Origin of the sequence: Streptomyces sp. NPDC012508, assembly GCF_042902595.1 — a bacterium.
Taxonomy (GTDB): Bacteria; Actinomycetota; Actinomycetes; order Streptomycetales; family Streptomycetaceae; genus Streptomyces.
In genome coordinates, this window is record NZ_JBIBEO010000002.1 from 854066 (window position 1) to 877578 (window position 23513).

Consider the following 23513-nt stretch of genomic DNA (forward strand, 5'->3'; position numbering starts at 1 on the left):
GCTGGGGGTGCGGTCGGAGGCCGCTGCGCGGGGCTCTCTCCCCACCCGCCTTCCCGAACCGAGGGCGAGCCCCGGCCCCAGGCGTAGGGGGCGGGTGGGGGGGGCGTCACTCCCGGCGGTAGCCCGACGGGGGTGGGGAAGCGTCCCTCCCGGCGGTAGCCCGACGGGGGTGGGGAAGCGTCACTCCCGGCGGTAGACCGGCGCGGGTGGGGGGCGTCACTCGCGGCGGTACACCGGCGGCCGTTTCTCCGCGAACGCCCGCGCGCCCTCCTTCGCGTCCGCCGTCTCGAAGATCGGCCAGCCGCGCTTCAGTTCCGCCGCAAGCCCTTCCCCTTCGGTCATCTCGGCCGTCTCGTACACCGACGCCTTCACCGCCTCCACCGCGAGCGGCCCGCACGCGTTGATCTGTTCGGCGACGGACAGGGCCGCTTCCAGCGCGGTCCCGTCGGGGACGACCCGGCCGACGAGTCCGATCCTGGCCGCCTCCTCCGCGCTGTACGGACGCCCCGTCAGGAGCATCTCCAGCGCGTGGGTGCGGGCGATCTGGCGGGGCAGCCGGACCGTCGAGCCTCCGATCGGGAACAGCCCCCGCACCACCTCGAAGAGCCCGAACGTCGCGGTGGCGCCCGCGATCCGGATGTCGGTGCCCTGGAGGATCTCGGTGCCGCCGGCCACGCAGTACCCCTCGACGGCGGCGATGACGGGTTTGCGGGGGCGGTGGTGGCGCAGCATCGCCTTCCAGTGCAGATCGGGGTCGGCCTTCATCCGGTCCCGGTATCGCTCGCCCTCCATCCCCTTGCCCGCCAGCGCCTTGAGGTCCATCCCGGCGCAGAAGGTGCCACCGGCGCCGGTGAGGACGACGGAGCGGATCGAGTCGTCGGCGTCGGCCTCGAGCCAGCCGTCGTAGAGCCCGACCAGCATGGGCAGTGAGAGCGCGTTCTTGGCCTCAGGCCGGTTGAGCGTGAGCACGAGTGTGGCGCCTTCGCGCTGCACGGTGAGGTGTTCGGTCCCACCCATGGGCGTTCTCCCGTCTCCAGACCTAGAACAGGTTGCAGGAGGTGCGGGTCCAGTTCAATAGTTTTCTGACACTCAGTCAGATTCTTCTGCGCGACCCCTTCCCACCTCCGCCGCCCGGCGCTCTAATGACCGCCGAGTCAGTCAGGCCCCGGACGACCAGCGAGGTCAGGAGGAACGGTGGAGTACAACCTTGCCGACCTGTTCGAATCGGTCGTGGACGTGGTCCCGGAGCGCGAGGCGCTCGTCTACGTCGACCACCCGGGCACGGGGGCGGAGCGCCGGCTCACGTACGCCGAACTCGACGCCGCCGCCAACCGGCTCGCCCACCATCTGATCGATGCCGGCATCCGGCCGGGCGAGCATCTGGGCCTGCACCTCTACAACGGGATCGAGTATCTGCAGACCGTCCTGGCCTGCCTGAAGGCACGGATCGTGCCGGTGAACGTGAACTACCGCTATGTGGAGGAGGAGCTGGTCTACCTCTACTCGGACGCCGATCTCGCCGCGCTCGTCTTCGACGCCGAGTTCACCGGACGGGTCGCGGCCGCGCTGCCGCAGACGGAGAAGCTGCGGCACCTCGTGCGGGTGGGGACCCCGCCCGAGGACGCGCCCGCGCTCGACTGCACCGCGTTCGTGGACGCCGAGGCAGGGGGCTCCCCGGAACGCGGCTTCGCGCCGCGCTCCGCCGACGACCTCTTCATCATCTACACCGGCGGTACGACGGGGATGCCGAAGGGCGTCATGTGGCGTCAGGAGGACCTCTTCTTCGCCGGGCTCTTCGGCGGCGACCCGGCGGGCGAGCCGGTCAAACGTCCTGAGGAGCTGGCCGAGCGTGTCGCGGCGGGCGGCTCGGGGATCACCTTCTTCCCCGCTCCCCCGCTGATGCACGGAACCTCGACGCTGACCTCGTTCATCGCCTTCAACTACGGCCAGCGGGTGGTGATCCACCGCAAGTACGCGCCCGAGGAGGTGCTCCGGACGATCGAGAAGGAGAAGGTCTCCAGCGTCTCGCTGGTCGGCGACGCCATGCTCAGGCCGCTGATCGACGCGCTCCACGGACCGCTCAAGGGAACGGACCTCTCCTCCCTCTTCAGCGTCTCCTCCTCCGGGGCGATCATGTCCGAGACGGTGCGTGCCCAGTTCCAGGCGCTCGTACCGAACGTGCTGCTCCTGAACAACTTCGGTTCCTCGGAGTCCGGCTCCAACGGCAAGGCGACGGACGACTCGGGCCCGGAGAAGGGCTTCCGCCTGGAGGTCAACGAGCGGACGCGGGTCGTGGACCCGGCGACGTACGCGGAGGTCGCGGTCGGAGAAGTGGGGCGCCTCGCCCAGCGCGGCCATGTGCCGCTCGGCTACTACAACGACCCGGCGAAGACGGCCGAGACCTTCTTCCAGAAGGGCGACGAGCGGTGGGTACTGCTCGGCGACATGGCAACCGTCGACGAGGACGGCATCGTCACGGTCCTCGGCCGCGGTTCGCAGTGCATCAACACGGGCGGCGAGAAGGTCTATCCGGAGGAGGTCGAGCAGGCGCTCAAGTCCCATCCGGACGTGTACGACGCCCTGGTCGCCGGGGTGCCCGACGCGAAGTGGGGCAACCATGTGGCGGCCGTCGTCCAGCTGCGCGCCGGGGCCCCCGCGCTCGACCTGGAGACCGTCCAGACCCACTGCCGTACACGACTCGCCGGCTACAAGATCCCTCGCCAGCTGGTGATCACCGACCGCATCCAGCGCTCCCCCAGCGGCAAGGCGGACTACCGCTGGGCCCGCTCGGTCGCCGCCACCGAGGACGCCCAGGGCTCCGAATGACCCCGCCCCCGGCCGACACCGCCCCGGGAGCCCCCCGGGGCGACCCAGCGCCCAGGGCCCAGGGCCCAGGACCTGGCGGGGCCGCTCGGGGCGCCTCGGACCGCACGAGCCTTCGCCTGGCGCGCCGCGGGGCACGGCACCGGTGGACCGGGTCCCTGCTGGTATGACTCGAACATGACGCGCATCATCGCTGACATCTCCGTCTCGCTCGACGGCTTCGTCACCGGGCCCGACCCCGGTCCGGACAACGGGCTGGGGACCGGTGGCGAGGCCCTGCACGCCTGGGCGTTCTCCGAGGACCCCGAGGACCGCCGGATCCTGCGCGAGGGGACCGTCCGTTCGGGGGCCGTGGTTCTCGGGCGTCGGCTCTTCGAGCTGGTCGACGGGCCGGACGGCTGGGACGACACGACCGGCTACGGCGCCGGCGAGGTCGGAAAGCCCTCGTTCGTCGTCGTCACGAGCTCGCCGCCGGATTCGGTACGGCTCAGCGGCCTCGACTGGACGTTCGTCACCACCGGTCTGGCCGACGCCGTCACCGCCGCGCGCGAGCGTGCCGAGGCGGCGTCGGCGGCCGGCGGCAAGGACCTCGACGTCGTCCTCATGGGCGGCGGAGCCACGATCGGCTCGGCCTTCGAAGCCGGGCTGGTCGACGCGCTGTCGCTGCACCTCGCGCCCGTCGTGCTGGGCGCCGGGACGCCCCTGTTCACCGGTGGAACTCCGCGCACGCTGGTGCAGCGGAGCGTGATCACGACATCGACCGCGACGCATCTGACGTACGACGTGCTCTGACGACGTCCGCCCTGCGCTAGATCCCGAACTCGCGGATGACCGTGAGGAATTCGGCCGGACGGGACGCGTGGATCTCGTGGCCCGTACCGATCGTGACGAGGTGGCCCTCGGGCAGTCGGTCCGCCATCCAGGACAGCCGCTCCTGCGCGAGGTGGCCGGCCGCACCGCCGGCCAGGATCAGGGTCGGGGACGTGATCGCCGCGAGGCCCTCGCGCCAGGCGGGGTCCGGCTCGTTCAGCTGGGCGTCCGTCGCGAGCACGACGTCCCAGTCCAGGCCGAGCGGCCCCTCGGGGCGGGCCGCGCGGCCGCGCGGCGGGTCCAGCGGGAAGAAGACGGGCGCCTCCTCCAGGACCAGCCGGCCGATCAGACCGGGTTCGTCCATGGCGAGGAGGTAGGCCGCGGCGCCGCCCATCGAGTGGGCGACCACATCGGCGCCGCCGAGGTCGAGGGCCTTCAGGAACCCGCGCAGCTCGTCGCGGAACGCGTCGAACCCGTAGGGACCGGTCCAGTCGCTCAGACCGTGTCCGCGCAGATCGACGGCGTACACGCGGCGGTCCGTGGCCAGTTCCTCGGCGATGCGCGTCCAGTCGGCGCTGCTCGCGCCGCGGCCATGGACCAGGACGACGGGCGGCGCGTCCTCGTCGCCCCACACCCGGTACGCGAGGCGCACCCCGTCGACGGTGACCGTGCGCACCTCCGGGTCGAGGAACGCGGCGACCGGGCGGGCGAAGGCGCCCGCGTCGTCCACCCAGGGGAAGTGACCCGCACCGCGCTGAACAACCACCTCGGCATGAGGGAAGAGCTCCGCGAGCTCGGCCGCCCGTGCCGGTGTCGGCCCGCCGTCGTACTCGCCCGCCAGGATGAGGACCGGCGCGGTGAGGGCGGCCAGGGCTGCCCGGGTCGTCCCGGGGTCGAAGGCGCCGGGTGCGTGGAAGGCGGCCGCGGCGTCCCAGTTCCTCTCCGTCAGGCCCGCCGCCGCGTGGGCTCGGGCGGCCTCGTCCCACCGTCCGTAGGCGAAGGGGGCGATGATCTCCACGGCCCGTGGCATCGGGGTGTCGGCGCCGATGGTCGCCAGCGCGGCACGTGCCTCCGCGTACCACGGCTCGCCGGCGAAGACCTCGGTGGCCCTGTCCCACTCCTCGTCCGTGATGTCGATGCCCACCGCCCGCGTGCCCGGGGTGACCAGGACGAGGGAGCGCACCCGCTCGGGGTGGGCCGCCGCGTACAGCGTGGCGAGGTTCCCCGAGGCCGAGTGGCCGAGCAGATCGACGCGCTCCAGGCCGAGGTGGAGCCGCAGCGCCTCGACGTCCGCCACCTGCCGGTCGCAGCGGTACGAGGCGGGGTCGGCGGGCTCCGCGGCGGCACCGGTGCCCCGCAGGTGCAGCACGATCAGGCTGCGACGGGCGTCGAGGCCCCCGAGATCGCCCAGGTACGTGGCGTCGCGCATCGGGCCGCCGGGGAGACAGACGAGCGGCTCACCCACGCCCCGCACGTCATAGGCAAGTTCGGTCCCGTCGTACGTCGTGAAGATCGGCATGGCACCGATCGTCGGCGAGGCTTGATGATCTTCGCAACCGATTTCGCCGACAGCACGATACGGTGGGTGTACACCCCATCGACGAAGGAACGCCACACCCATGCCCGAGACCCTCCGAGGCGACTGCGCCAACTGCTTCGGACTCTGCTGCGTCGCACTCCCCTTCGCGAAGTCAGCGGACTTCGCGGTGAACAAGTCCTCGGGCGAGCCGTGCCGGAACCTCCAGGAGGACTTCCGCTGCGGCATCCACACCAGGCTGCGGCCGAGCGGCTTCTCGGGGTGCACGGTGTACGACTGCTTCGGCGCGGGCCAGAAGGTCTCCCAGGTCACCTTCCACGGGGTCTCCTGGCGCGAGGCCCCGGAGACCTCGCGCCAGATGTACGAAGTGTTCCCCGTGATGCGGCAGCTCCACGAGCTGCTGCGCTACCTCACCGAGGCCCTCGCCCTGCCCGCCGCCCGCCCGGTCCACGCCGAGCTTCGCCGGTCCCTGGCCCGGGTGGAGCAGCTGACCGAGGGGTCGGCGGACGCTCTGGAGAAGCTCGACGTCGCTGCCGTACGCGGCGAGGTCAACCCGCTCCTGCTGAAGACCAGCGCCCTGGTGCGGGCGACGGCGGGCGGCAGGGCCAAGAGCCGGCGCGGCGCGGATCTGATCGGCGCCCGGCTCCGGGGGGCCGAGCTGCGCGGGGCGGACCTGCGCGGGGCTCTGCTGATCGCCGCCGACCTGACGGGAGCGGATCTGTCCCTGGCCGATCTGATCGGAGCCGACCTGCGGGACGCCGACCTGTCCGGCGCGAACCTGACCGGCGCCCTCTTCCTCACCCAGCCCCAGCTGAACGCGGCGCGCGGCGACGACGCGACCCGCCTGCCGGAGGGCTTCGAGCGTCCCACCCACTGGGCGCGTCCGTAGGCCCTTCCGCTCGTCGGCCCGGCGCCCGTGCGCCAAGGAGTCCTAGGGGACGTACACGTACGGCGTGGTCGTCGTCAGGGCCGTGAAGCCGAGGCGCTGGAGGATCGGGCGGCTCGTGTCGGCCGCGTCGACCTGGACGAAGCGATGTCCCCGCTCGACGGCGATCCGCGTACGGAACGCGACCAGGGCACGGTAGAGGCCCTTGCCCCGCCAGGGCTCGACCGTGCCGCCGCCCCACAGACCGGCGAAGTCCGTGCCGGGGTACAGCTCCAGGCGCGCGGCGCTCACGGGTTCGTCGCCGGCCATGGCGAGTACGGCGGCGACGGTGTCGGGGGCGGCGGCCAGCTGGTCGAGGAGCTGACGGCCGACGTGGGAGCTGTCGCCGCCGAAGGCACGGTCGTGGACCTCGGTCACCCGCTTCACCCCGGCCGCGTCGGTGACGGGGACCAGCTCGACGCCCTCGGGAAGGTCCACGGCCGTCGGCAGCGACGCCGCCTCGGCGACCATCAGGGTCTCCTGGTCCTCGGGGGTGAACCCGGCGGCGAGCAGTCGCGCGGCGAGGTCGGCCGGGCCGTCGTGTCCGTACACCTTCCACTCGAAGGGCAGGCCGAGCGCCGTGAAGTGGCGGATCTGTCCGGCGACGGCCTCGTCGGCGTCCTGCTCCCGGAGGCCGGACCAGAGGATGCCGTTCCAGGCGTGGGCCGGACCGGTCTGCCGTACGACCTGCCCGTCGCGCTCCACCCGGCTGCCGGGCCCGTCGGGCCGGGCCCCGAGCCGCAGCTGGCGGTCGAACAGGGCGCGTATCGCTGTCTGGTCCATGGCGGCACTCCAGCACCGGGCCTCGGCGCGCGGCAAGTGGGTTTCCGCGCTCCGAGGGCCTGTATGTCCCGACAGTGGGTCGGGCCGCCTTGGTGCGCTGCCCGGTCACGTCGTGGGGGCAGCCGGCCCGGTGGCGGCGGTCAGGCGCGTGGGCGCACCTCGACGTTCTCGAGGATGCCGATGGCGTCCGGGACGAGGACGGCGGCCGAGTAGTAGGTGGAGACGAGGTACGAGATGATCGCCTTCTCGTCGATCCCCATGAAACGGCAGTTGAGGCCGGGTTCGATCTCGTCCGGGATCCCGGTCTGGTACAGGCCGATGACGCCCTCGTTGTTCTCCCCGGTCCGCATCGCGATGATCGAGGAGGTCTGGTGGTCGCTGACGCCGATCTTGCCGCACGGCAGGATCGGGACACCGCGCCAGGCCGGGATGGCGTGCCCGTCCACGTCGGCGGAACCGAGCATGAGTCCGCGCTTGTTGCACCCCTTGCCGAAGGCGGCGATGGCCCGGGGTGGGCGAAGAGGAACTGGGTGCCGCGGCGCATGCTCAGCAGGTCGTCGAGGTCGTCGGGGGTGGGCGGACCCGAGTGGGTCTGGATCCGCTGGTCGAAGTCCGTGTTGTGGAGCAGCCCGAACTCCGGGTTGTTGACCAGCTCGTACTCCTGCCGCTCGCGCAGCTCCTGGATCGTCAGGCGCAACTGCTGCTGCGTCTGGTTCATCGGCTGGTCGTAGAGGTCGGCGCCCCGGCTGTGCACCTTCAGTACGGTCTGGGCCACGCTCAACTCGTACTCACGCGGCCTGAGTTCGTAGTCGGCGAACGGCGGGGCAGGGTGGCCTCGCCGACGTGGCCGGCGCTGAGCTCGATGGCCGCCTCGCCCGCCTTGTTGAGGGGTCGGCGGTGGCCGTCGGAGCGGACGCCCCGGACGTGGTGGCCCAGGTTCTCGAACTGCTCGGCGACGGCCTTGTACGCCGACTGGGGCAGGGCGAGGAGCGTGACCGCGGTCGTGGCCTTGGCCGTGAACTCCCACGTGCCGTCCCCGCCGAGGATCTGTCCGCCGAAGGTGTCGCCGTCACCGAGCCGGCCGAGCAGGGTCTCGTCGCCGTACTTGCCGGTGCCGAGCTTCTCGATCTTGCCGTGTGCGATCAGGTAGACATGGTCGGCCTTCTTGCCGGAATGCACGATGATCTGGCCGGGCTCGTACTCCTTCTGCACGAACCGGTCGGCCAGGGCGCCCAGAGCGTTCGGATCGTCGAAGCCGCGCAGCAGAGGCAGTTCGGTCAGCTCGGCCGGGATGACCTCGACCTCGGAGCCGTTCTTGACGAAGGTCACGCGGCCGTCGCCGACGACGTACGGTGCCGGTTGACGCGGTACGTGCCGCCGGGGGTGTGGACCCAGGGGAGCTTGCGCAGCAGCCAGCGGGAGCTGATGCCCTGCATCTGGGGTTCGGACTTGGTCGTGGTCGCGAGGTTGCACGCCGCGGCCGTGCTGAGGCTGAGCTGGATCTGCCGCACCTCGGCGGAGGGGGCGGGGGGTGCCGCGGGCGCCTGCTCTGTGTCGACCGACATGGGGTCTGACTCCGTTCCTGACAGTCTCTAGGCTCGTCACTCTCCGCATCCAGATGTAATGCATTGTTGCCAACGGCATAGGCATGCGGTGTGGCCGCGCCGCAGCACTCGGCCGCCAGGGGCGCCCCGCGAGCGCCGTGCGCGCTCCGCCGTCCGAGCGCGTCACCGTACGGCGGACACCTCCTGGGCGGGCTCCCAGAACTGCGCCAGCGCGCCCTCCTGGTACGGGGCGGGGCTGACGCTCAGCTCCCCCGCGAAGGGCCGGTCCAGGACGACGACCAGCAGGAGGCTGAACCCGATGAGCGCCGCAACCGCCCCGACGAACAGCAGCTGCATGCGCCGGCTCCGCATGCCGTAGAGGAAGGTCAGCGGAATGATGACCAGGGCGCCGCCGACAGCGAGCACCTGGAGGAGCGGGGGCAGTTGCTGACCGGCCATGGTCAGCCGGGCCCGGCGCTCACCGGCCACGTCGTCCAGCTTGGCGACGGCCTGACCGTAGAAGACCTTCTGCGATTCGGTGACGGGCTCGTACGCCTGCAGGGCGTCGTACAGCGACTCGAGCTTCGCCCCGGTGACGGAGTAGTCCGCGGCGCCCTCCCGCATGAGCGGCCACTGCACCTCGACGACGGCGTGCACATATCCGGAGGCCGCCGCGTTCACCCGGGCCTGCTCCGCGGGCGGAAACGCGCGGGCGTCCCGCACGATGAGCGCGACGCCGGTGGCCTCGGCCGCGACGACGTTCTGGGTGTTCTCCATCTGGGTCCAGAGGGTGACGATCACGAAGGCGAGGATGATCCCGTAGATGGCGCCGAACATTCCGAGGACGACACCCACCATGTCGTTGTGCTCACCGTCGGCGAGCCGGGGATGTCTGCGGCGCAGCAGCACGCTGCCGGCGAGTGCCGCGAGGACGGTTCCTCCGACGATCAGGACGGCGAGGGTGAGCGTACCGAGGTGGTTGAGCAGCCAGAGGACCATGGTCACCGAGAGTAGGGGGACTCTCACGGGTTCAGAAAATCGGCGCCACCCCCTTGCCACGGGCCGGGTCCGGCCGGATTTACTGACCTCGAAAGGATCTACCGAATGATCGGTAGTCCGATTTCAGACGTTCAGGGCGTTCGGACGGGAGTGGGCGGGACATGACGGATCTGCTGGACAGCGGCGAACGACTCGGTCGTGCGGAGCTGGAGGCGCTCCAACTGGAGCGGCTGCGGTCCACGCTGCGTCACGCGTACGAGAACGTGGGCTTCTACCGGCAGTCCTTCGACAAGGCAGGGATCCACCCCGACGACTGCCGCTCACTCGCCGACCTCGCCCGCTTCCCCTTCACCGCCAAGACCGATCTGCGGGACCACTACCCCTTCGGGATGTTCGCGGTCGACCAGTCCGAGATCCGGCGCATCCACGCCTCGAGCGGGACCACCGGCCGGCCGACCGTGGTCGGCTACACCGAACGCGACCTGGACACCTGGGCCGACGTCGTCGCCCGCTCGATCCGCGCGGCGGGCGGCAGGCCGGGCCACAAGGTCCATGTGGCGTACGGATACGGCCTGTTCACGGGCGGCCTCGGCGCACACTACGGCGCGGAGCGGCTCGGCTGCACGGTCATCCCGGCGTCGGGCGGCATGACGGTACGTCAAGTGCAGCTGATCCAGGACTTCGAGCCCGAGATCATCATGGTGACGCCCTCGTACATGCTCACCCTGCTCGACGAGTTCGAGCGGCAGGGCGTGGATCCGCGGACGACCTCGCTCAAGGTGGGCATCTTCGGCGCCGAGCCGTGGACGGAGGCGATGCGCCGGGAGATCGAGGAGCGCTTCGCCATCGACGCCGTCGACATCTACGGGCTCTCGGAGGTGATGGGCCCCGGCGTCGCGCAGGAGTGCGTGGAGACCAAGGACGGCCTGCACATCTGGGAGGACCACTTCTACCCGGAGATCGTGGACCCGTTCACGGGCGAAGTGCTGCCGGACGGCGAGGAGGGCGAGCTGGTGTTCACCTCCCTCACGAAGGAGGCCATGCCGGTCATCCGCTACCGGACCCGCGACCTGACCCGCCTGCTGCCGGGTACGGCGCGGGTGTTCCGGCGGATGGAGAAGGTCACGGGGCGCAGCGACGACATGGTGATCCTGCGCGGGGTGAACCTCTTCCCCACCCAGATCGAGGAGATCGTGCTGCGTACGCCGGCGGTGGCCCCGCACTTCCAGCTGAGGCTGACCCGGGAGGGCCGGCTCGACGCGCTGACGGTACGGGCCGAGGCACGCCCGGACGCCTCCCCCGAGCAGCGGGCGGAGGCGGCCCGGGCGATCGCGCAGTCGGTCAAGGACGGCATCGGGGTCTCGGTCGGGGTCGAGGTGGTCGATCCCGAGACGCTGGAGCGGTCGGTGGGCAAGATCAAGCGGATCGTGGACCTGCGCGGCGAGCACTGAGCACGGGGACGGACCGGGTGCGGCGAACGCGTGCGTCGGCGGGCGTCAGGAGGCGGCGAAGCGGTCGCGAAGCTCCCGCTTGAGGATCTTCCCGCTGGCGTTGCGCGGCAGCTCGTCCACGAACAGGACCCTCTCCGGAGCCTTGAAGTGGGCGAGCTTCTCGCGGGCGTGGGTGGTGGTTGACCGGAACGTGGATCAGGTCCGCGCGGGAGCAGGCGAGGAAGGCGATGAGAGGCGCGTCGGAGTTGTGGCCGTACGTCGCGACGCGGGCCCGTGCCTCCAGCCCGTACCGCTCGCGGAGCACGGCGGCCGCGGTGCTCACGGCCGCGTCGAGCTCGGCGTAGGTCCAGGCGCGGTCCGCGTACCGTACGGCGATCCGTTCGGGGGTGCGCTGGGCGCTCATGCGCAGGACGCCGTCGACGGTCCGCGTGAGGAGTCGTTCCAAGGCGGGATCCTCGTCGGCCCCGGGGCGGCGGGTCAAGTACCGGAGCCGGTCACCTGCCTGAGCGGAACGAGGTGCGGCACCACCTCAGGGGTGATCCTGCGTCAGGGACTGAACGAGAGGAACACGAAGGCGGCGAAGATCGAGAGATGGACGCCGCCCTGGAGCAGGGTGGCCCGCCCGGGCACCACGGTCAGGGCGCTGACCACGGCGGTGAGCACGAGCAGCACTATGTGGACCGCTCCGACGCCCAGGACCAGGGGTCCGGAGAGCCAGATCGAGGCGAGGGCGATCGCCGGGATCGTCAGGCCGATGCTGGCGATCGCCGAGCCGTAGGCGAGGTTGAGACTGGTCTGCATCCGGTCCCGGCGCGCGGCGCGCACGGCGGCGAGCGTCTCGGGGAGCAGCACCATCAGGGCGATGATCACGCCGACGACGGCCTTGGGCAGACCGGCCGACTCGACACCGTCCTCGATGGTCGGCGAGATGATCTTGGCGAGGCCCACGACGGCGACGAGCGCCAGGACGAGGAGGCCGAGGCTCGCCAGGGTCGCCCGGTCGGTCGGCGGATCGGCGTGGTCCTCCTCGGACTCGTGGCCCGGGCGCGCGACGGGGAGGAAGTAGTCGCGGTGCCGGAAGGTCTGGACGGCGACGAACACGCCGTACAGACAGAGCGAGGCGACGGCGGCGAAGGCCAGCTGCGCCCCGGAGAACTCGGGGCCGGCATGACTGGTCGTGAAGGTCGGCAGCACCAGGGTCATGGTCGCGAGGGTGCAGACGGTGGCGAGCGCGCCGCCGGAGCCCTCGGCGTTGAAGACGGCGACGCGGTTGCGGAGGGCGCCCACGAGGAGGGAGAGACCGACGATGCCGTTGCAGGTGATCATGACGGCGGCGAAGACGGTGTCACGCGCGTAGGTGGAGGCCTTGTCGCCACCACCCGCCATGAGGGTGACGATCAGTCCGACCTCGATGACCGTGACCGCCACCGCGAGGACGAGCGAGCCGAACGGCTCGCCGACGCGATGGGCGACGACCTCGGCGTGGTGGACAGCGGCGAGGACGGCGGCGATCAGACAGACCGCGACGAGTCCGACGACGAAGCCGGGAAGGCCACGTCCCCACGTCAGCCCGAGGGCGACGGCCGCAAGGACCGGTCCCCATGTCGACCACTGCCGTGCCAGCCCCGCCTCGCTCGAACTCATGCCCTGCATCCTGCCATATAGGAGACATCGACCGACTTGTGGCCTATGTCCCTGAGGTGTCCGGTGGCGTCGGTGGCGTTCGGCGACGCACAGCGGGAGCACACCGTCCGGCGCCGGGGCACGACAGTTCGACTGTACGTGACCCGGCACCGGAACCCGGCTAGAGCGGGCGCTCGTGACCCTCCCAGTAGGGCTCCCTGAGCCTGCGCTTGTAGAGCTTGCCGTTCGGGTCGCGGGGCATGGTGGCGATGAAGTCCACCGACTTGGGGCGCTTGTAGCCGGCGAGGCGCTCCTCGCAGTGCGCCAGGATGTCGGCTGCGAGCGCGTCGCCCGGTTCGTGGCCCTCGGCCGCCTCGACGACGGCCTTGACCTCCTCGCCCCAGTCGGCGTGCGGGATACCGAAGGCGGCGGCGTCGGCGACCGCGGGATGGGTGAGGAGCGCCGACTCGATCTCGGCGGGATAGATGTTGACCCCGCCCGAGATGATCATGTCGATCTTGCGGTCACGCAGGAAGAGATAGCCGTCCTCGTCGAGGACGCCGAGGTCGCCGACCGTGAAGAAGTCACCGATCCGGTTCTTCGCGGTCTTCGCCTCGTCCTTGTGGTACGAGAAGCCGCCGGTGCTCATCTTCATGTAGACGGTGCCGAGTTCGCCGGGCGGGAGGCGGTTGCCGTCGTCGTCGAAGACGGCGAGCTCGCTGATGGGCCAGGCCTTGCCGACCGTGCCCGGCTTCTTCAGCCAGTCCTCGGCGGTGGCGAAGGCGCCGCCGCCCTCGCTCGCCGCGTAGTACTCCTCCACGCAGCTCCCCCACCACTCGATCATCGCCCGCTTGACGTGATCGGGGCAGGGCGCGGCGCCGTGGATGGCGTGACGCATCGACGAGACGTCGTACCGGCTGCGTACCTCCTCGGGCAGCGCGAGCAGCCGGTGGAACTGGGTCGGGACCATGTGCGTGTGGGTGCAGCCGTGGGTGTCGATGAGCCGCAGCATCTCCTCGGGGGTCCACTTGTCCATGAGGACGAGCGGATGGCCGATGTGCAGGGCGGCGCCGGCGAACTGCAGCACGGCCGTGTGGTAGAGCGGCGAACAGACGAGGTGCACGTTGCCGTCGTAGGGCCGGATCCCGAAAATGCCGAGGAAGCCGCCGAGGTACGCCTCCTCGGGGAGTTTGCCCGGCAGAGGACGGCGGATCCCGCGGGGGCGTCCGGTGGTGCCGGAGGTGTAGTTCATGACCCAGCCGAGGGTGCGGTCCTCCGGGACGGACTCCGGTTGCCCGTCGAGGAGTTCGGAGTACGGCCGGAAGCCCGGCACGGAGCCCACGGCATAGCGGTGGGTGGCGGGCAGCCCCGCCTCGTCGGCCGCGGCCGTCGCTGCGGGCCCGAACCTCTCGTGGGCGACGAGGACCTTGGCGCCGGAGTCGGCGACGATCCAGGCGATCTCGGGTCCGACGAGGTGGTGGTTGACGGGGACGAGATAGAACCCGGCCTGGGAGGCGGCGAGATAGGCGGTGAGGAACTCGACCCCGTTGGGCAGGACGACCGCGAAGGCGTCTCCCCGCTCCAGGCCGGCCGCGCGCAGCCCGTGGACCAGCCGGTTCACGTCGGCGTGGAGCCGTCCGGCCGTCCACTCCTCGCCGTCCGGCGCGATCAGCACCGTACGGGTGGGGTCGGCGGCGGCCTGGGACCAGAACCCTCCTGCGGACTCCGTCCGGGTGGACCCCCATTTCTCGCTCACGAGGCACTCCTTCCGGCGATGCGGTTGATACGGTCGACGGCCTTCTCGAACCCGCTGGTCAGCTCGTCGAAGACCTGCTGCACACTGCGCTCGGAGTTCATCCGGCCCACGATCTGCCCGACGGGCGTGCCGAGCAGCGGCTCGACCTCGTACTTCTGGATCCGGGAGACGGCCTCGGCGACTAGCAGCCCCTGGAGCGGCATGGGGAGGGTGCCGGGGCCGTCGGGGTCGTCCCAGGCGTCGGTCCACTCGGTGCGCAGCTGACGGGCGGGCTTGCCGGTCAGGGCGCGGGAGCGGACGGTGTCGCCGGAGCCGGCGGCGAGAAGTTTCGCGGTCAGGGCACGGGAGTGCATGTCGGCCTCGGTGGTGGTGAGCCAGAGGGAGCCGAGCCAGACACCCTGGGCTCCGAGCGCGAACCCGGCGGCGATCTGTTCGCCGCTGCCGATGCCGCCCGCGGCGAGTACGGGCAGCGGGGAGACGGCTTCGACGACCTCGGGGGTGAGGACCATGGAGGCGATCTCACCGGTGTGCCCGCCGGCCTCGTACCCCTGGGCGACGACGATGTCGATGCCGGCCTCCGCGTGGTGGCGGGCGTGCCGCGCGCTGCCCGCGAGCGCCGCGACCAGGACGTCGTGATCGTGGGCGCGCCGGACCACGTCGGCGGGTGGGGAACCGAGGGCGTTGGCGAGGAGCTTGATGGGGTAGTCGAAGGCGACGTCGAGCTGGTTGCGGGCGACCTGCTCCATCCAGCCGGTGATGCGCCAGCCGGAGGCCTCGCCCTCGGCGAGTTCGGGGACGCCGTGTTTGGCGAGGGTGGTGCGGACGAACTCGCGGTGCCCCTCCGGGATCATCGCCTCGACGTCGGCCTCGCTCACCCCCTCGACCTTCTTCGCGGGCATGACGACGTCGAGGCCGTAGGGCAGTCCGTCGGTGTGGTCCTGCATCCAGTCGAGGTCGCGCGCGAGGTCGTCGGGGGCGGTGTAGCGCACCGCGCCGAGGACGCCGAACCCGCCGGCTCTGGTGATGGCGGCGGCCACCGCGGGGAAGGGCGTGAAGCCGAAGATGGCGTGCTCGATCCCCAGTTTTTGGCTCAGCTCCGTCTTCATGGGCGGCAGGATGCCGCAGGGGATCGGCCGAGGGAAGAGATTTTCTGATGCTGTGTCAGATTCTTTGCTCCGCCGCCCGCTTCCTTGACGCACCCTCACCCCGGTAAGAAAGTTTCAGCCGTTGCGCGTGTGGCCGAAGGATTCTTTCAGAGGCGTGGGAGAGGGTAGGGATGACGGAGGAATCGGCAAGGGTTGCGGTGGGCCGGGGAATCGGTCGCCGGGCGTTCGGCGGCCGGCTTCTCGCCCTGGGAGGTGCGTTGATGGTCGGCTCGATCCCGGGGACCGCCGCGGCCTCCACGCCCGGGGGCGGTCGGACGACCCTGCGGCGCGGGTCCGCGGAGCGGGCCGGGCTGCTTCCCGAGCATTTGGACCGGCTGGTCGCCGACGCCGAGGCGTTCCTCGGGCCCTCCCCCATCCATCCGTGGTACGCGGGAGCCGTGCTGCTGGCCGGGCGGGGCGGGACGGTCGCGCTGCACCGGCCGATCGGGGCTGCGGTGCGGTACGCGCGGTACGACGAGACCACGGACAGCGGGATCGAGCTGCCGGCGGAGCAGCAGATCGCGATGGCGGAGGACACGGTCTTCGACCTGGCGTCCGTCTCGAAGCTCTTCACCTCGATCCTGGCGGTGCAGCAGATCGAGCGTGGAGCCCTGGACCTCGAGGCGAGGGTCACCACGTACCTGCCGGAGTTCGGGGGTGGCGGGAAGCAGGACATCACGGTCCGTCAGCTGCTCACTCACACCTCGGGGTTCCGGGCCTGGATCCCGCTCTTCAAGGAGCCGACGCGGGAGGGCAAGCTGCGGCTGATCTGGGCCGAGACGCCGGCGAACCCGCCCGGGACCCGCTACCTGTACTCGGATCTGAATCTGATCTCGCTCCAGCTGATCCTGGAGGAGATCACCGGTCGCACCCTGGACACACTGCTCCGAAGCGAGATCACCGCTCCACTGCGGATGCACCGCACGCGATTCAATCCCCCGCTCTCCTGGAAGCCGAAGATCGCGGCGACGGAGGACTCCCGGCTGCCCTGGTCCGGCCTCGACCGGGGCATGGTGTGGGGCGAGGTCCACGACGAGAACGCGTACAGCCTGGGCGGGGTCGCCGGCCACGCGGGCGTGTTCTCCTGCGCCTGGGACCTCGCGGTCCTGGCCCGCACCCTGCTCAACGGCGGCGCCTACGGCGACGCGCGGATCCTGGCCCCCGAGTCCGTGGAGCTGATGTTCACCGACTTCAACACCGACTTCCCTGGCGACGAGCACGGCCTGGGCTTCGAGCTCTACCAGCACTGGTACATGGGCGCGATGGCCACCCCGCGCTCGGCCGGCCACACCGGTTTCACCGGTACGAGCCTGGTCCTGGACCCGACGACGGACGCCTTCCTCGTCGTGCTCGGCAACTCCGTCCATCCGGTCCGTTCGTGGCGTTCCGGCTCGGCTCCCCGCGTCGCCGCGGCGAACAACCTGGCCCGGGCCGTCCCGGTCCGCCCCGCGCGCGGCCGGACCTCGTGGTTCTCGGGCATGGCGAGCGCGACCACCGCCACGCTGACGCTCCCGCCGCTCCACGGGGCGAGGCGTCTGGAGTGCGCGCTGTGGTGGGACACCGAGCCGGGCGTGGACGCCTCCGTCCTGGAGGCGTCCACGGACGGGGGCGCGACCTGGGGGCCGGTGCCGTTCACCACCGTACGGCGAGGGCAGGAACCGCAGCCGCGCCCGGCGGGCTCGGTGAGCGGCTGGTCCGGGCGCGTCTGGCACGAGGCTGCCGCCGACCTCACGAACGTGGGCGGCGCCGCGTCCGTACGCCTGCGATGGCGGTACACGACGGACAGGCTCTATGTCGGACGTGGGGTGTACGTGGACGGCCTGCGGGTCCTGGACGCCTCCGGGCGCCGGGTGTTCGAGGAGGCGCGACCGGCGGACGGGTCCCGGATCGAGGCGGTGGGGTGGACCAGGTCGGCGGACTGACCCGGCCGCGGGCCCGTCATCTGCCGGACGCCTCCGGGTGCTCCCCCTCGACTCTGGTCAGGAAGCTCTCCACCACCTGGCGGTAGTACTCCGGCTCCTCGGCGGACGCCATGTGGGCGCTCTTCTCGAAGAGCGTCCACATGGCGCCCGGGATGCTCTCCACCACGGGGCGGACCACGTCGGGGGTCACCATGTCGTAGCGGCCGGAGGTCACCAGGACGGGAAGGTCGATCTCGCCCAGCCGGTCGGCGACGCTCCAGTCCTTCAGGCTGCCCGTGACGTTCCACTCCGGGCCCCACAGCGCCGCGTTGATGTCCTCCCGCACGGTGAGAGCGGAGCGGACGAGATGTTCGGGCCAGGGGTCCAGGCGGCAGAGCCATCGCTGGTAGAAGGCCATGGTGGCGCCCAGGTAGGCCTCGTCGTCGGTCCTCCCCTCGGCCTCGCACCGGTCGATGACCTCGCGGACCTCGGCGGGAAGGGAGTCCTTCAGCTGTCGCGCCGCGGCGGCGTACGCGGGCGCGTCGGCGACGACGCCCGCCAGGACGAGACCCGCCACCCCGGACGGCTTGCCGAGGACGTAGGTGAGAGCCACCTGGGTGCCCCAGGAGTGGCCGAGGAGATGGAATTGGTGGAGTCCGAGCTCCTGCCGCACGGCGTCGATCTCCGCCACGAACGTGTCCAGCGTCCACAGGCCGGGGTCCTCCGCCTGGTCGGACCTGCCGCAGCCGAGCTGGTCGTAGAAGATGACGGCACGACCGCCGCCGTCGGCGAGCTCCCCGAGGTCCTCCAGGTAGTCGTGGGACAGGCCGGGGCCGCCGTGCACCACGAGGAGAGGGAGCTTCCCGTCGGGGTCGTGAAGCCTGCCGACGACCCGGTACCAGGTGTGGAAGCCGCGGAACGGCACAGTGCCTTCGGTGACGGCCATGGCGCCTCCTGGAGAGATCCGGCATTCCTCCCATGATGGACAGGGCTCGGAGGACGGCGCACGCGGTGGGCGGCAGCCGGGGGGACGCACTCCGTGCGGCACCGGCCCACCGGGCCTCCGGGCGCACGGGCCGCCCCGGACGCTTCTCAGCCGGCCGGCTCCGCCGCCGCGCGCAGGGCTGCGAGGACCGGGCTGATGAGGGGGTGCTCCTCGGCTCCTCTGCGCACGGCGGCGAAGACGCGGCGGGTGGGCGCGACACCGTCCACCGGCCGGATCACCACCTCGTCGAGCACCGTGCCTCGCAGCGCCGAGCGCGGGACCAGCGCGACACCCGCGCCCGCGGAGGCGAGGGCGACGACGGCCCGGAAGTCGTCGGACGAGTGCTCCAGACGGGGTGCGAAGCCGGCGTACTCGCAGGCCAGGACGGTCACGTCATGGCAGGGGTTGCCGGCGGACTGGCCGATCCAGGCGTCCTTGGCGAGATCGGCCAGAGCCACCTGCTCGTCGCCGGCGAGTGGGTGCCCGAGCGGCAGGACGGCGTCGAACGGCTCCGCGTACAGCGGTACGCGAGTGAGCCGGGCGTCGTCCTCACCCGGCGCGCCGCGGTATTCGACGGCCACGGCGACGTCGACCTGACGGTCCAGGACCATCAGCAGGCTCTCGTCGCCCTCCGCGTCGCGTACCCGCACCCGTATGCCGGGCGAGGTGCGGGCGAGGCCGCTGATGGCGGGGGCGACGACCAGGCCGATACCGGTCGCGAAGGCGGCGACCGTGACCGTGCCCGCCTCGCCCGAGCCATAAGCGGCGAGTTCGGACTCGGCGCGCTCCAGCTGGGCGAGGACCGCGTTGGCGTGGCTGAGGAGGATCTCCCCCGCCGGGGTGAGCCGAGCCCCGCGGGCGTTGCGCTCGACGAGGCGGTGGCCGGTCTCCTGCTCCAGGGCGGCGAGCTGCTGGGAGACGGCCGAGGGGGTGAGATAGAGCGCGGCGGCAGCCGCCGTGACGGTGCGGTGGTCGGCCACCGCCCGGAGGATGTGCAGCCGCCGCGCTTCGATCATTCCCCTAGTTTCGCAGGGCGGCGCGCGCGTCGACGAACGCGCCCACAGCCCGGTTCACATCATCGGACGAATGGGCCGCCGAGAGCTGGACGCGGATGCGCGCCTGGCCCTGCGGGACGACCGGGTACGAGAAGCCGATCACGTACACACCGCGCTCCAGGAGCAGCTCCGCCATGCGGCCCGCCTCGGACGCGTCTCCGATCATGACGGGGGCGATGGCGTGGTCGCCGGGGAGGATGTCGAAGCCCTCCGCGGTCATCCGGGTACGGAAGAGCTCGGTGTTGGCGCGCAGCCGCTCGCGCAGGTCACCGGCCGATTCCAGCAGGTCCAGGACCTTGAGGGAGGCGGCGGCGATGACCGGGGCGAGGGTGTTCGAGAAGAGGTACGGCCGCGAGCGCTGGCGCAGCAGGGCGACGATCTCGGCGCGGGCGGCGACGTAGCCGCCGGAGGCGCCGCCGAGGGCCTTGCCGAGGGTGCCGGTGATGATGTCGACCCGGTCCATGACGCCGTGCAGCTCGGGGGTGCCCCGGCCGCCGGGGCCGACGAAGCCGACGGCGTGGGAGTCGTCGACCATCACCATGGCGTCGTAGCGCTCGGCCAGGTCGCAGATCTCGTCGAGCGGGGCGACGTAGCCGTCCATCGAGAAGACGCCGTCGGTGACGACCAGCTTGCGCCGGGCGCCGCCCTCGGTGGCCTCCTTGAGCTGCTGCTCCAGGTCGGCCATGTCGCGGTTGGCGTAGCGGAAGCGGCGGGCCTTGGAGAGGCGGATGCCGTCGATGATGGAGGCGTGGTTGAGGGCGTCGGAGATGACGGCGTCCTCGGGGCCGAGCAGCGTCTCGAAGACGCCGCCGTTGGCGTCGAAGCAGGAGGAGTAGAGGATCGTGTCCTCCTGGCCGAGGAAGGAGGAGAGGCGGGCCTCCAGCTCCTTGTGCACCTCCTGCGTACCGCAGATGAAGCGGACGGACGCCATGCCGTAGCCCCAGCGGTCCAGCGCCTCGTGGGCGGCGGCGATCACCTCGGGGTGGTCGGCGAGGCCGAGGTAGTTGTTGGCGCAGAAGTTGAGCACCTCTCCCGGCTGACCACCCGCGGTGACGGCGACGGTCGCGGACTGGGGCGTGCCGATCACGCGCTCGGGCTTGTGCAGCCCGGCGGCGCGGATCTCGTCGAGGGTGGTACGGAGGTCGTCGCGTACGGAAGTGAACATGGTTCGGTCCTTTGAGGGGATCAGACGGTCCAGTCGAGGATGATCTTGCCGCCCTTGCCGGACGCGGCGTCGTCGAAGGCGGCCTCGAAGTCGGTGTACGCGTAGCGGCCGGTGATCACCGGGGCGAGGTCCAGGCCGCCCTCCAGGAGGACGGACATGGCGTACCAGGTCTCGAACATCTCGCGGCCGTAGATGCCCTTGATCGTGATCATGGAGGTGACGATCTTCGCCCAGTCGACGGAGAAGTCCTCCGCGGGCAGACCCAGCATGGCGATCTTGCCGCCGTTGGTCATGTTCGCGACCATGTCGCGCATCGCGCGGGGGTTGCCGGACATCTCCAGGCCGACGTCGAAGCCCTCCTTGAGGCCGAGCGTGCGCTGGCCGTCCGCGATCGTCTGCTCGGCGACGTTCAGCGCGAGCGAGACGCCGGCCTTGCGGGCGAGCGCGAGGCGCTCCTCGCTGACGTCGGTGATGACGACGTTGCGCGCGCCGGCGTGCTTCGCCACCGCGGCTGCCATGATGCCGATCGGGCCCGCGCCGGTGACGAGGACGTCCTCGCCGACGAGCGGGAAGGAGAGCGCCGTGTGGACGGCGTTGCCGAAGGGGTCGAAGATCGCGGCCACGTCGAGGTCGACGTCGACGCGGTGCACCCACACGTTGGACGCGGGCAGGGCGACGTACTCGGCGAACGCGCCGTCGCGGCCGACGCCCAGGCCGACGGTGGCGCGGCAGAGGTGGCGGCGGCCGGCCAGACAGTTGCGGCACTTGCCGCACACGAGGTGGCCCTCGCCGCTGACCAGGTCACCGACCGCGATGTCGGCGACGTCACGGCCGATCTCGACGACCTCGCCGACGAACTCGTGGCCGAGCGTCAGCGGCGTGGCGATGGTCTTCTGCGCCCAGCCGTCCCAGGAGCGGATGTGCAGGTCGGTCCCGCAGATACCGGTCCGCTTGACCTTGATCAGTACGTCTCCGGCGCCGATCTCCGGCTCCGGTACGTCCATGAGCCAGAGTCCCGGCTCCGCGTTCTGCTTGACCAGTGCCTTCAATGCCATGGCTCCCGACGTGCGTGTCCTGTGACCTTCGGGGTCCGGGCGCGGGTTCGCGCCCAAGATCCCTGAAGGAAATCTTCCGTACGTCAGGCTCCCGGTCCATCGAGGTTTTCTTAAGCACCGCCACAGGTGAGCTTCACGCCACCCGCCGCGCGGGCGGGGCCGGGCCTCGGGCCGGGCGCCGCACCAGGGGCGTCGACGGCACCGGCGGCGACGGGACCAGCGGGACGGCACCAGCGGGACGGCACCAGCGGCGTCAACGGCACCCGTGACACGAGGGTGCCACGGGTGCCAGGGGCAACGGCGCGTCAGCGGCCGAGCGCCGCCATCGCCGCGTTGTGCCCGGGAACTCCGCTCACACCTCCGCCCCTGACCGCGCCGGCGCCGCAGAGGAGGACGTTGGCGTGCGCGGTCTCGACACCCCAGCGGCCGGTGCCCTCTTCCCCGTAGGGGAAGGAGAGGTCGCGGTGGAAGATGTGGCCGCCGGGCAGCCGCAGATCGCGTTCGAGGTCGAGCGGGGTCTTCGCCTCGATGCAGGGGCGGCCCTCGGCGTCGACGGCGAGGCAGTCGGCGAGCGGCTCGTCCAGCACGGCGTCGAGTTCGGCGAGGGTCGCCTTGAGGAGGGCGGCGCGGGCGGAATCGTTGTCGGCGGCGAACAGCCGGGCGGGGGTGTGCAGTCCGAAGAGCGTGAGCGTCTGGTAGCCGCGCTCGACGAGGTCCGGGCCGAGGATGCTCGGGTCGGTCAGCGAGTGGCAGTAGATCTCGGAGGGCGGCGCGCTCGGCAGCCGGCCCGCCGCGGCTTCGGCGTAGGCCGTGGCCAACTGACCGTATCCCTCGGCGATGTGGAAGGTGCCGGCGAAGGCCTCGCGCGGGTCGACGGAGCGGTCCCGGAGCTTCGGCAGCCTGGTGAGCAGCATGTTGACCTTGAGCTGGGCGCCTTCGGCGGGCGGCGGGGGCGTCTCGCCGAGGAGGCCGGCGAGGGCCTGGGGTGAGGCGTTCACCAGCGCGTGCCCTGCCGCGACCACCCCCTCGCCCTCCGCCGTTCGGTACGTGATCTCGGCGCGGACGCCGTCGGTCTCGATACGCGTCACCTCGTGACCGGTGCGGATCTCCGCGCCGGCGGCGCGGGCGGCGTCCGCGAGGGCGTCGGTGAGGGCGCCCATGCCGCCGACGGGGACGTCCCAGTCGCCGGTGCCGCCGCCGATGACGTGGTAGAGGAAGCAGCGGTTCTGGAGCAGCGAGGGGTCGTGGGCGTCGGCGAAGGTGCCGATCAGGGCGTCGGTCAGGACGACGCCCCGGACGAGGTCGTCGGCGAAGTTCTCCTCGACCGCGGCGCCGATCGGCTGCTCGAAGAGCATCCGCCAGGCCGTCTCGTCGGCCACGCGGGCCCGGAGCTCCTCGCGGGAGGGCAGCGGCTCCGTGAGCGTGGGGAAGACCCGCTCGGCCACCTCTCCCGTACGGCCGTAGAACGCCTGCCAGGCCTCGTACTCCCGGTCGGAGCCGGTGAGGGCGGCGAAGGAGGCGCGGGTGCGGTCGGGGCCGCCGCCGACGAGCAGACCGCTGTCGCCCTTCGGTGTGTACGAGGAGATGGACCGTTTCCGCACCGCGAACCGCAGCCCCAGCTCGCGCACGATCTTCCGCGGCAGGAGCGAGACGAGGTACGAGTACCGGGAGAGCCGGGCGTCGACCCCGGCGAAGGGCCGGGTGGAGACGGCGGCACCGCCGGTGGATCCGAGGCGTTCCAGGACGAGGACGGTACGTCCGGCGCGGGCCAGGTAGGCGGCGGCGACCAGTCCGTTGTGGCCACCGCCGACGATGACGGCGTCGTACGAGCGCTGTGCGGTCATGTCTCTTGCTAACACGCGAAGATCGCGCACGGAACCCCGCGAGCGGGGATGGGTTGCGGCTCGGGGGCCCGCACCGGGGCGGGGCGTGTTCAGCGCGAAGCGACCAGCGCCA

17 protein-coding genes and 3 pseudogenes are annotated in these 23513 nt (G+C 71.5%); 5 read left to right on the forward strand and 15 right to left on the reverse strand.

The features are described 5' to 3' along the window. Window positions 1–216 precede the first annotated feature (216 nt). Window positions 217–1017 (reverse strand): crotonase/enoyl-CoA hydratase family protein, encoded by an 801-nt coding sequence (locus ACFY8U_RS09945; RefSeq protein ID WP_389568025.1) that lies wholly within the window; start codon window positions 1015–1017, stop codon window positions 217–219. 177 nt (window positions 1018–1194) lie between these two features. On the opposite strand from ACFY8U_RS09945, the gene ACFY8U_RS09950 reads away from it, so the two are divergent. Together ACFY8U_RS09950 and ACFY8U_RS09955 are read left to right on the forward strand one after the other, a co-directional pair. Beyond that, a complete protein-coding gene (locus ACFY8U_RS09950; protein ID WP_389568028.1) occupies window positions 1195–2826 on the forward strand; it encodes an acyl-CoA synthetase in 1632 nt (543 codons plus the stop codon). Between the two features lie 174 nt (window positions 2827–3000). After that, entirely contained in the window at window positions 3001–3615 is a 615-nt protein-coding gene (locus ACFY8U_RS09955; RefSeq protein WP_389568030.1) for a dihydrofolate reductase family protein, read from the forward strand. A 16-nt stretch (window positions 3616–3631) separates the two neighbouring features. Here the strand turns inward: ACFY8U_RS09955 and ACFY8U_RS09960 are convergent, their stop codons facing one another. Beyond that, window positions 3632–5152, reverse strand: a complete 1521-nt coding sequence (locus ACFY8U_RS09960; protein WP_389568032.1) for an alpha/beta fold hydrolase — start codon at window positions 5150–5152, stop codon at window positions 3632–3634. A 100-nt stretch (window positions 5153–5252) separates the two neighbouring features. Here ACFY8U_RS09960 and ACFY8U_RS09965 point away from each other — a divergent pair, with 100 nt between their 5' ends. Beyond that, window positions 5253–6059: a pentapeptide repeat-containing protein gene (locus ACFY8U_RS09965; RefSeq protein WP_389568034.1), complete on the forward strand. Its 807-nt coding sequence runs from the start codon at window positions 5253–5255 to the stop codon at window positions 6057–6059. A 42-nt stretch (window positions 6060–6101) separates the two neighbouring features. Here the strand turns inward: ACFY8U_RS09965 and ACFY8U_RS09970 are convergent, their stop codons facing one another. From ACFY8U_RS09970 to ACFY8U_RS09980, 3 genes and pseudogenes are all read right to left on the reverse strand, one after another. Continuing rightward, complete coding sequence (locus ACFY8U_RS09970; RefSeq protein WP_389568037.1) at window positions 6102–6878, reverse strand: GNAT family N-acetyltransferase; 777 nt, start codon at window positions 6876–6878, stop codon at window positions 6102–6104. 140 nt (window positions 6879–7018) lie between these two features. Continuing rightward, window positions 7019–8443 (reverse strand): annotated as a pseudogene (locus tag ACFY8U_RS09975) (family 2B encapsulin nanocompartment shell protein). A 162-nt stretch (window positions 8444–8605) separates the two neighbouring features. After that, window positions 8606–9421, reverse strand: coding sequence for a DUF4239 domain-containing protein (locus tag ACFY8U_RS09980; protein ID WP_389568325.1), 816 nt, complete (start codon window positions 9419–9421; stop codon window positions 8606–8608). A gap of 161 nt (window positions 9422–9582) precedes the next feature. Here ACFY8U_RS09980 and paaK point away from each other — a divergent pair, with 161 nt between their 5' ends. Beyond that, window positions 9583–10872, forward strand: coding sequence for a phenylacetate--CoA ligase PaaK (gene paaK / locus ACFY8U_RS09985; RefSeq protein ID WP_389568040.1), 1290 nt, complete (start codon window positions 9583–9585; stop codon window positions 10870–10872). 45 nt (window positions 10873–10917) lie between these two features. Here paaK and ACFY8U_RS09990 read toward each other — a convergent pair. The 5 genes and pseudogenes from ACFY8U_RS09990 to ACFY8U_RS10010 form a co-directional block, all read right to left on the reverse strand. Continuing rightward, a pseudogene (locus ACFY8U_RS09990) lies at window positions 10918–11043 on the reverse strand (hypothetical protein); the annotation flags it as partial. Window position 11044: 1 nt separating this feature from the next. Continuing rightward, a pseudogene (locus ACFY8U_RS09995) lies at window positions 11045–11275 on the reverse strand (AMP-binding protein); the annotation flags it as partial. Window positions 11276–11418: 143 nt separating this feature from the next. Continuing rightward, window positions 11419–12516, reverse strand: a complete 1098-nt coding sequence (locus tag ACFY8U_RS10000) for a calcium:proton antiporter (protein ID WP_389568043.1) — start codon at window positions 12514–12516, stop codon at window positions 11419–11421. 160 nt (window positions 12517–12676) lie between these two features. Continuing rightward, window positions 12677–14251 carry an acyl-CoA synthetase gene (locus tag ACFY8U_RS10005; RefSeq protein WP_389568046.1) on the reverse strand — a complete coding sequence of 525 codons (1575 nt, stop codon included), beginning with the start codon at window positions 14249–14251 and terminating at the stop codon, window positions 12677–12679. Continuing rightward, complete coding sequence (locus tag ACFY8U_RS10010; RefSeq protein WP_389568049.1) at window positions 14248–15357, reverse strand: NAD(P)H-dependent flavin oxidoreductase; 1110 nt, start codon at window positions 15355–15357, stop codon at window positions 14248–14250. Before ACFY8U_RS10010 ends, ACFY8U_RS10005 begins: the two co-directional genes overlap by 4 nt. Window positions 15358–15527: 170 nt before the next feature. Between ACFY8U_RS10010 and ACFY8U_RS10015 the strand changes: the two genes are divergently transcribed. After that, entirely contained in the window at window positions 15528–17318 is a 1791-nt protein-coding gene (locus ACFY8U_RS10015) for a serine hydrolase (protein WP_389568051.1), read from the forward strand. 16 nt (window positions 17319–17334) lie between these two features. Here ACFY8U_RS10015 and ACFY8U_RS10020 read toward each other — a convergent pair whose 3' ends face one another. From ACFY8U_RS10020 to ACFY8U_RS10040, 5 genes are all read right to left on the reverse strand, one after another. After that, window positions 17335–18243: a proline iminopeptidase-family hydrolase gene (locus ACFY8U_RS10020; RefSeq protein WP_389568054.1), complete on the reverse strand. Its 909-nt coding sequence runs from the start codon at window positions 18241–18243 to the stop codon at window positions 17335–17337. Between the two features lie 146 nt (window positions 18244–18389). Next, entirely contained in the window at window positions 18390–19298 is a 909-nt protein-coding gene (locus ACFY8U_RS10025; RefSeq protein ID WP_389568056.1) for a LysR family transcriptional regulator, read from the reverse strand. A 4-nt stretch (window positions 19299–19302) separates the two neighbouring features. Further along, a complete protein-coding gene (locus ACFY8U_RS10030; protein WP_389568059.1) occupies window positions 19303–20502 on the reverse strand; it encodes a glycine C-acetyltransferase in 1200 nt (399 codons plus the stop codon). 20 nt (window positions 20503–20522) lie between these two features. Beyond that, on the reverse strand, window positions 20523–21551 hold the full coding sequence (gene tdh / locus ACFY8U_RS10035; protein WP_361434370.1) for an L-threonine 3-dehydrogenase: 1029 nt from the start codon (window positions 21549–21551) through the stop codon (window positions 20523–20525). A 311-nt stretch (window positions 21552–21862) separates the two neighbouring features. After that, the gene (locus ACFY8U_RS10040; RefSeq protein ID WP_389568061.1) at window positions 21863–23401 is read right to left on the reverse strand and encodes a phytoene desaturase family protein; all 1539 of its coding nucleotides are present in this window, start codon (window positions 23399–23401) and stop codon (window positions 21863–21865) included. Window positions 23402–23513 lie beyond the last annotated feature (112 nt).

Bases quoted from the DNA above. Each gene is read 5' to 3' on its own strand.
- ACFY8U_RS09945 (WP_389568025.1), bottom strand. From the start codon at position 1,017: ATGGGTGGGACCGAACACCTCACCGTGCAGCGCGAAGGCGCCACACTC.
- ACFY8U_RS09955 (WP_389568030.1), top strand. From the start codon at position 3,001: ATGACGCGCATCATCGCTGACATCTCCGTCTCGCTCGACGGCTTCGTC.
- ACFY8U_RS09960 (WP_389568032.1), bottom strand. From the start codon at position 5,152: ATGCCGATCTTCACGACGTACGACGGGACCGAACTTGCCTATGACGTG.
- ACFY8U_RS09965 (WP_389568034.1), top strand. From the start codon at position 5,253: ATGCCCGAGACCCTCCGAGGCGACTGCGCCAACTGCTTCGGACTCTGC.
- ACFY8U_RS09970 (WP_389568037.1), bottom strand. From the start codon at position 6,878: ATGGACCAGACAGCGATACGCGCCCTGTTCGACCGCCAGCTGCGGCTC.
- ACFY8U_RS09980 (WP_389568325.1), bottom strand. From the start codon at position 9,421: ATGGTCCTCTGGCTGCTCAACCACCTCGGTACGCTCACCCTCGCCGTC.
- paaK (WP_389568040.1), top strand. From the start codon at position 9,583: ATGACGGATCTGCTGGACAGCGGCGAACGACTCGGTCGTGCGGAGCTG.
- ACFY8U_RS10000 (WP_389568043.1), bottom strand. From the start codon at position 12,516: ATGAGTTCGAGCGAGGCGGGGCTGGCACGGCAGTGGTCGACATGGGGA.
- ACFY8U_RS10010 (WP_389568049.1), bottom strand. From the start codon at position 15,357: ATGAAGACGGAGCTGAGCCAAAAACTGGGGATCGAGCACGCCATCTTC.
- ACFY8U_RS10015 (WP_389568051.1), top strand. From the start codon at position 15,528: ATGACGGAGGAATCGGCAAGGGTTGCGGTGGGCCGGGGAATCGGTCGC.
- ACFY8U_RS10020 (WP_389568054.1), bottom strand. From the start codon at position 18,243: ATGGCCGTCACCGAAGGCACTGTGCCGTTCCGCGGCTTCCACACCTGG.
- ACFY8U_RS10025 (WP_389568056.1), bottom strand. From the start codon at position 19,298: ATGATCGAAGCGCGGCGGCTGCACATCCTCCGGGCGGTGGCCGACCAC.
- ACFY8U_RS10030 (WP_389568059.1), bottom strand. From the start codon at position 20,502: ATGTTCACTTCCGTACGCGACGACCTCCGTACCACCCTCGACGAGATC.
- ACFY8U_RS10040 (WP_389568061.1), bottom strand. From the start codon at position 23,401: ATGACCGCACAGCGCTCGTACGACGCCGTCATCGTCGGCGGTGGCCAC.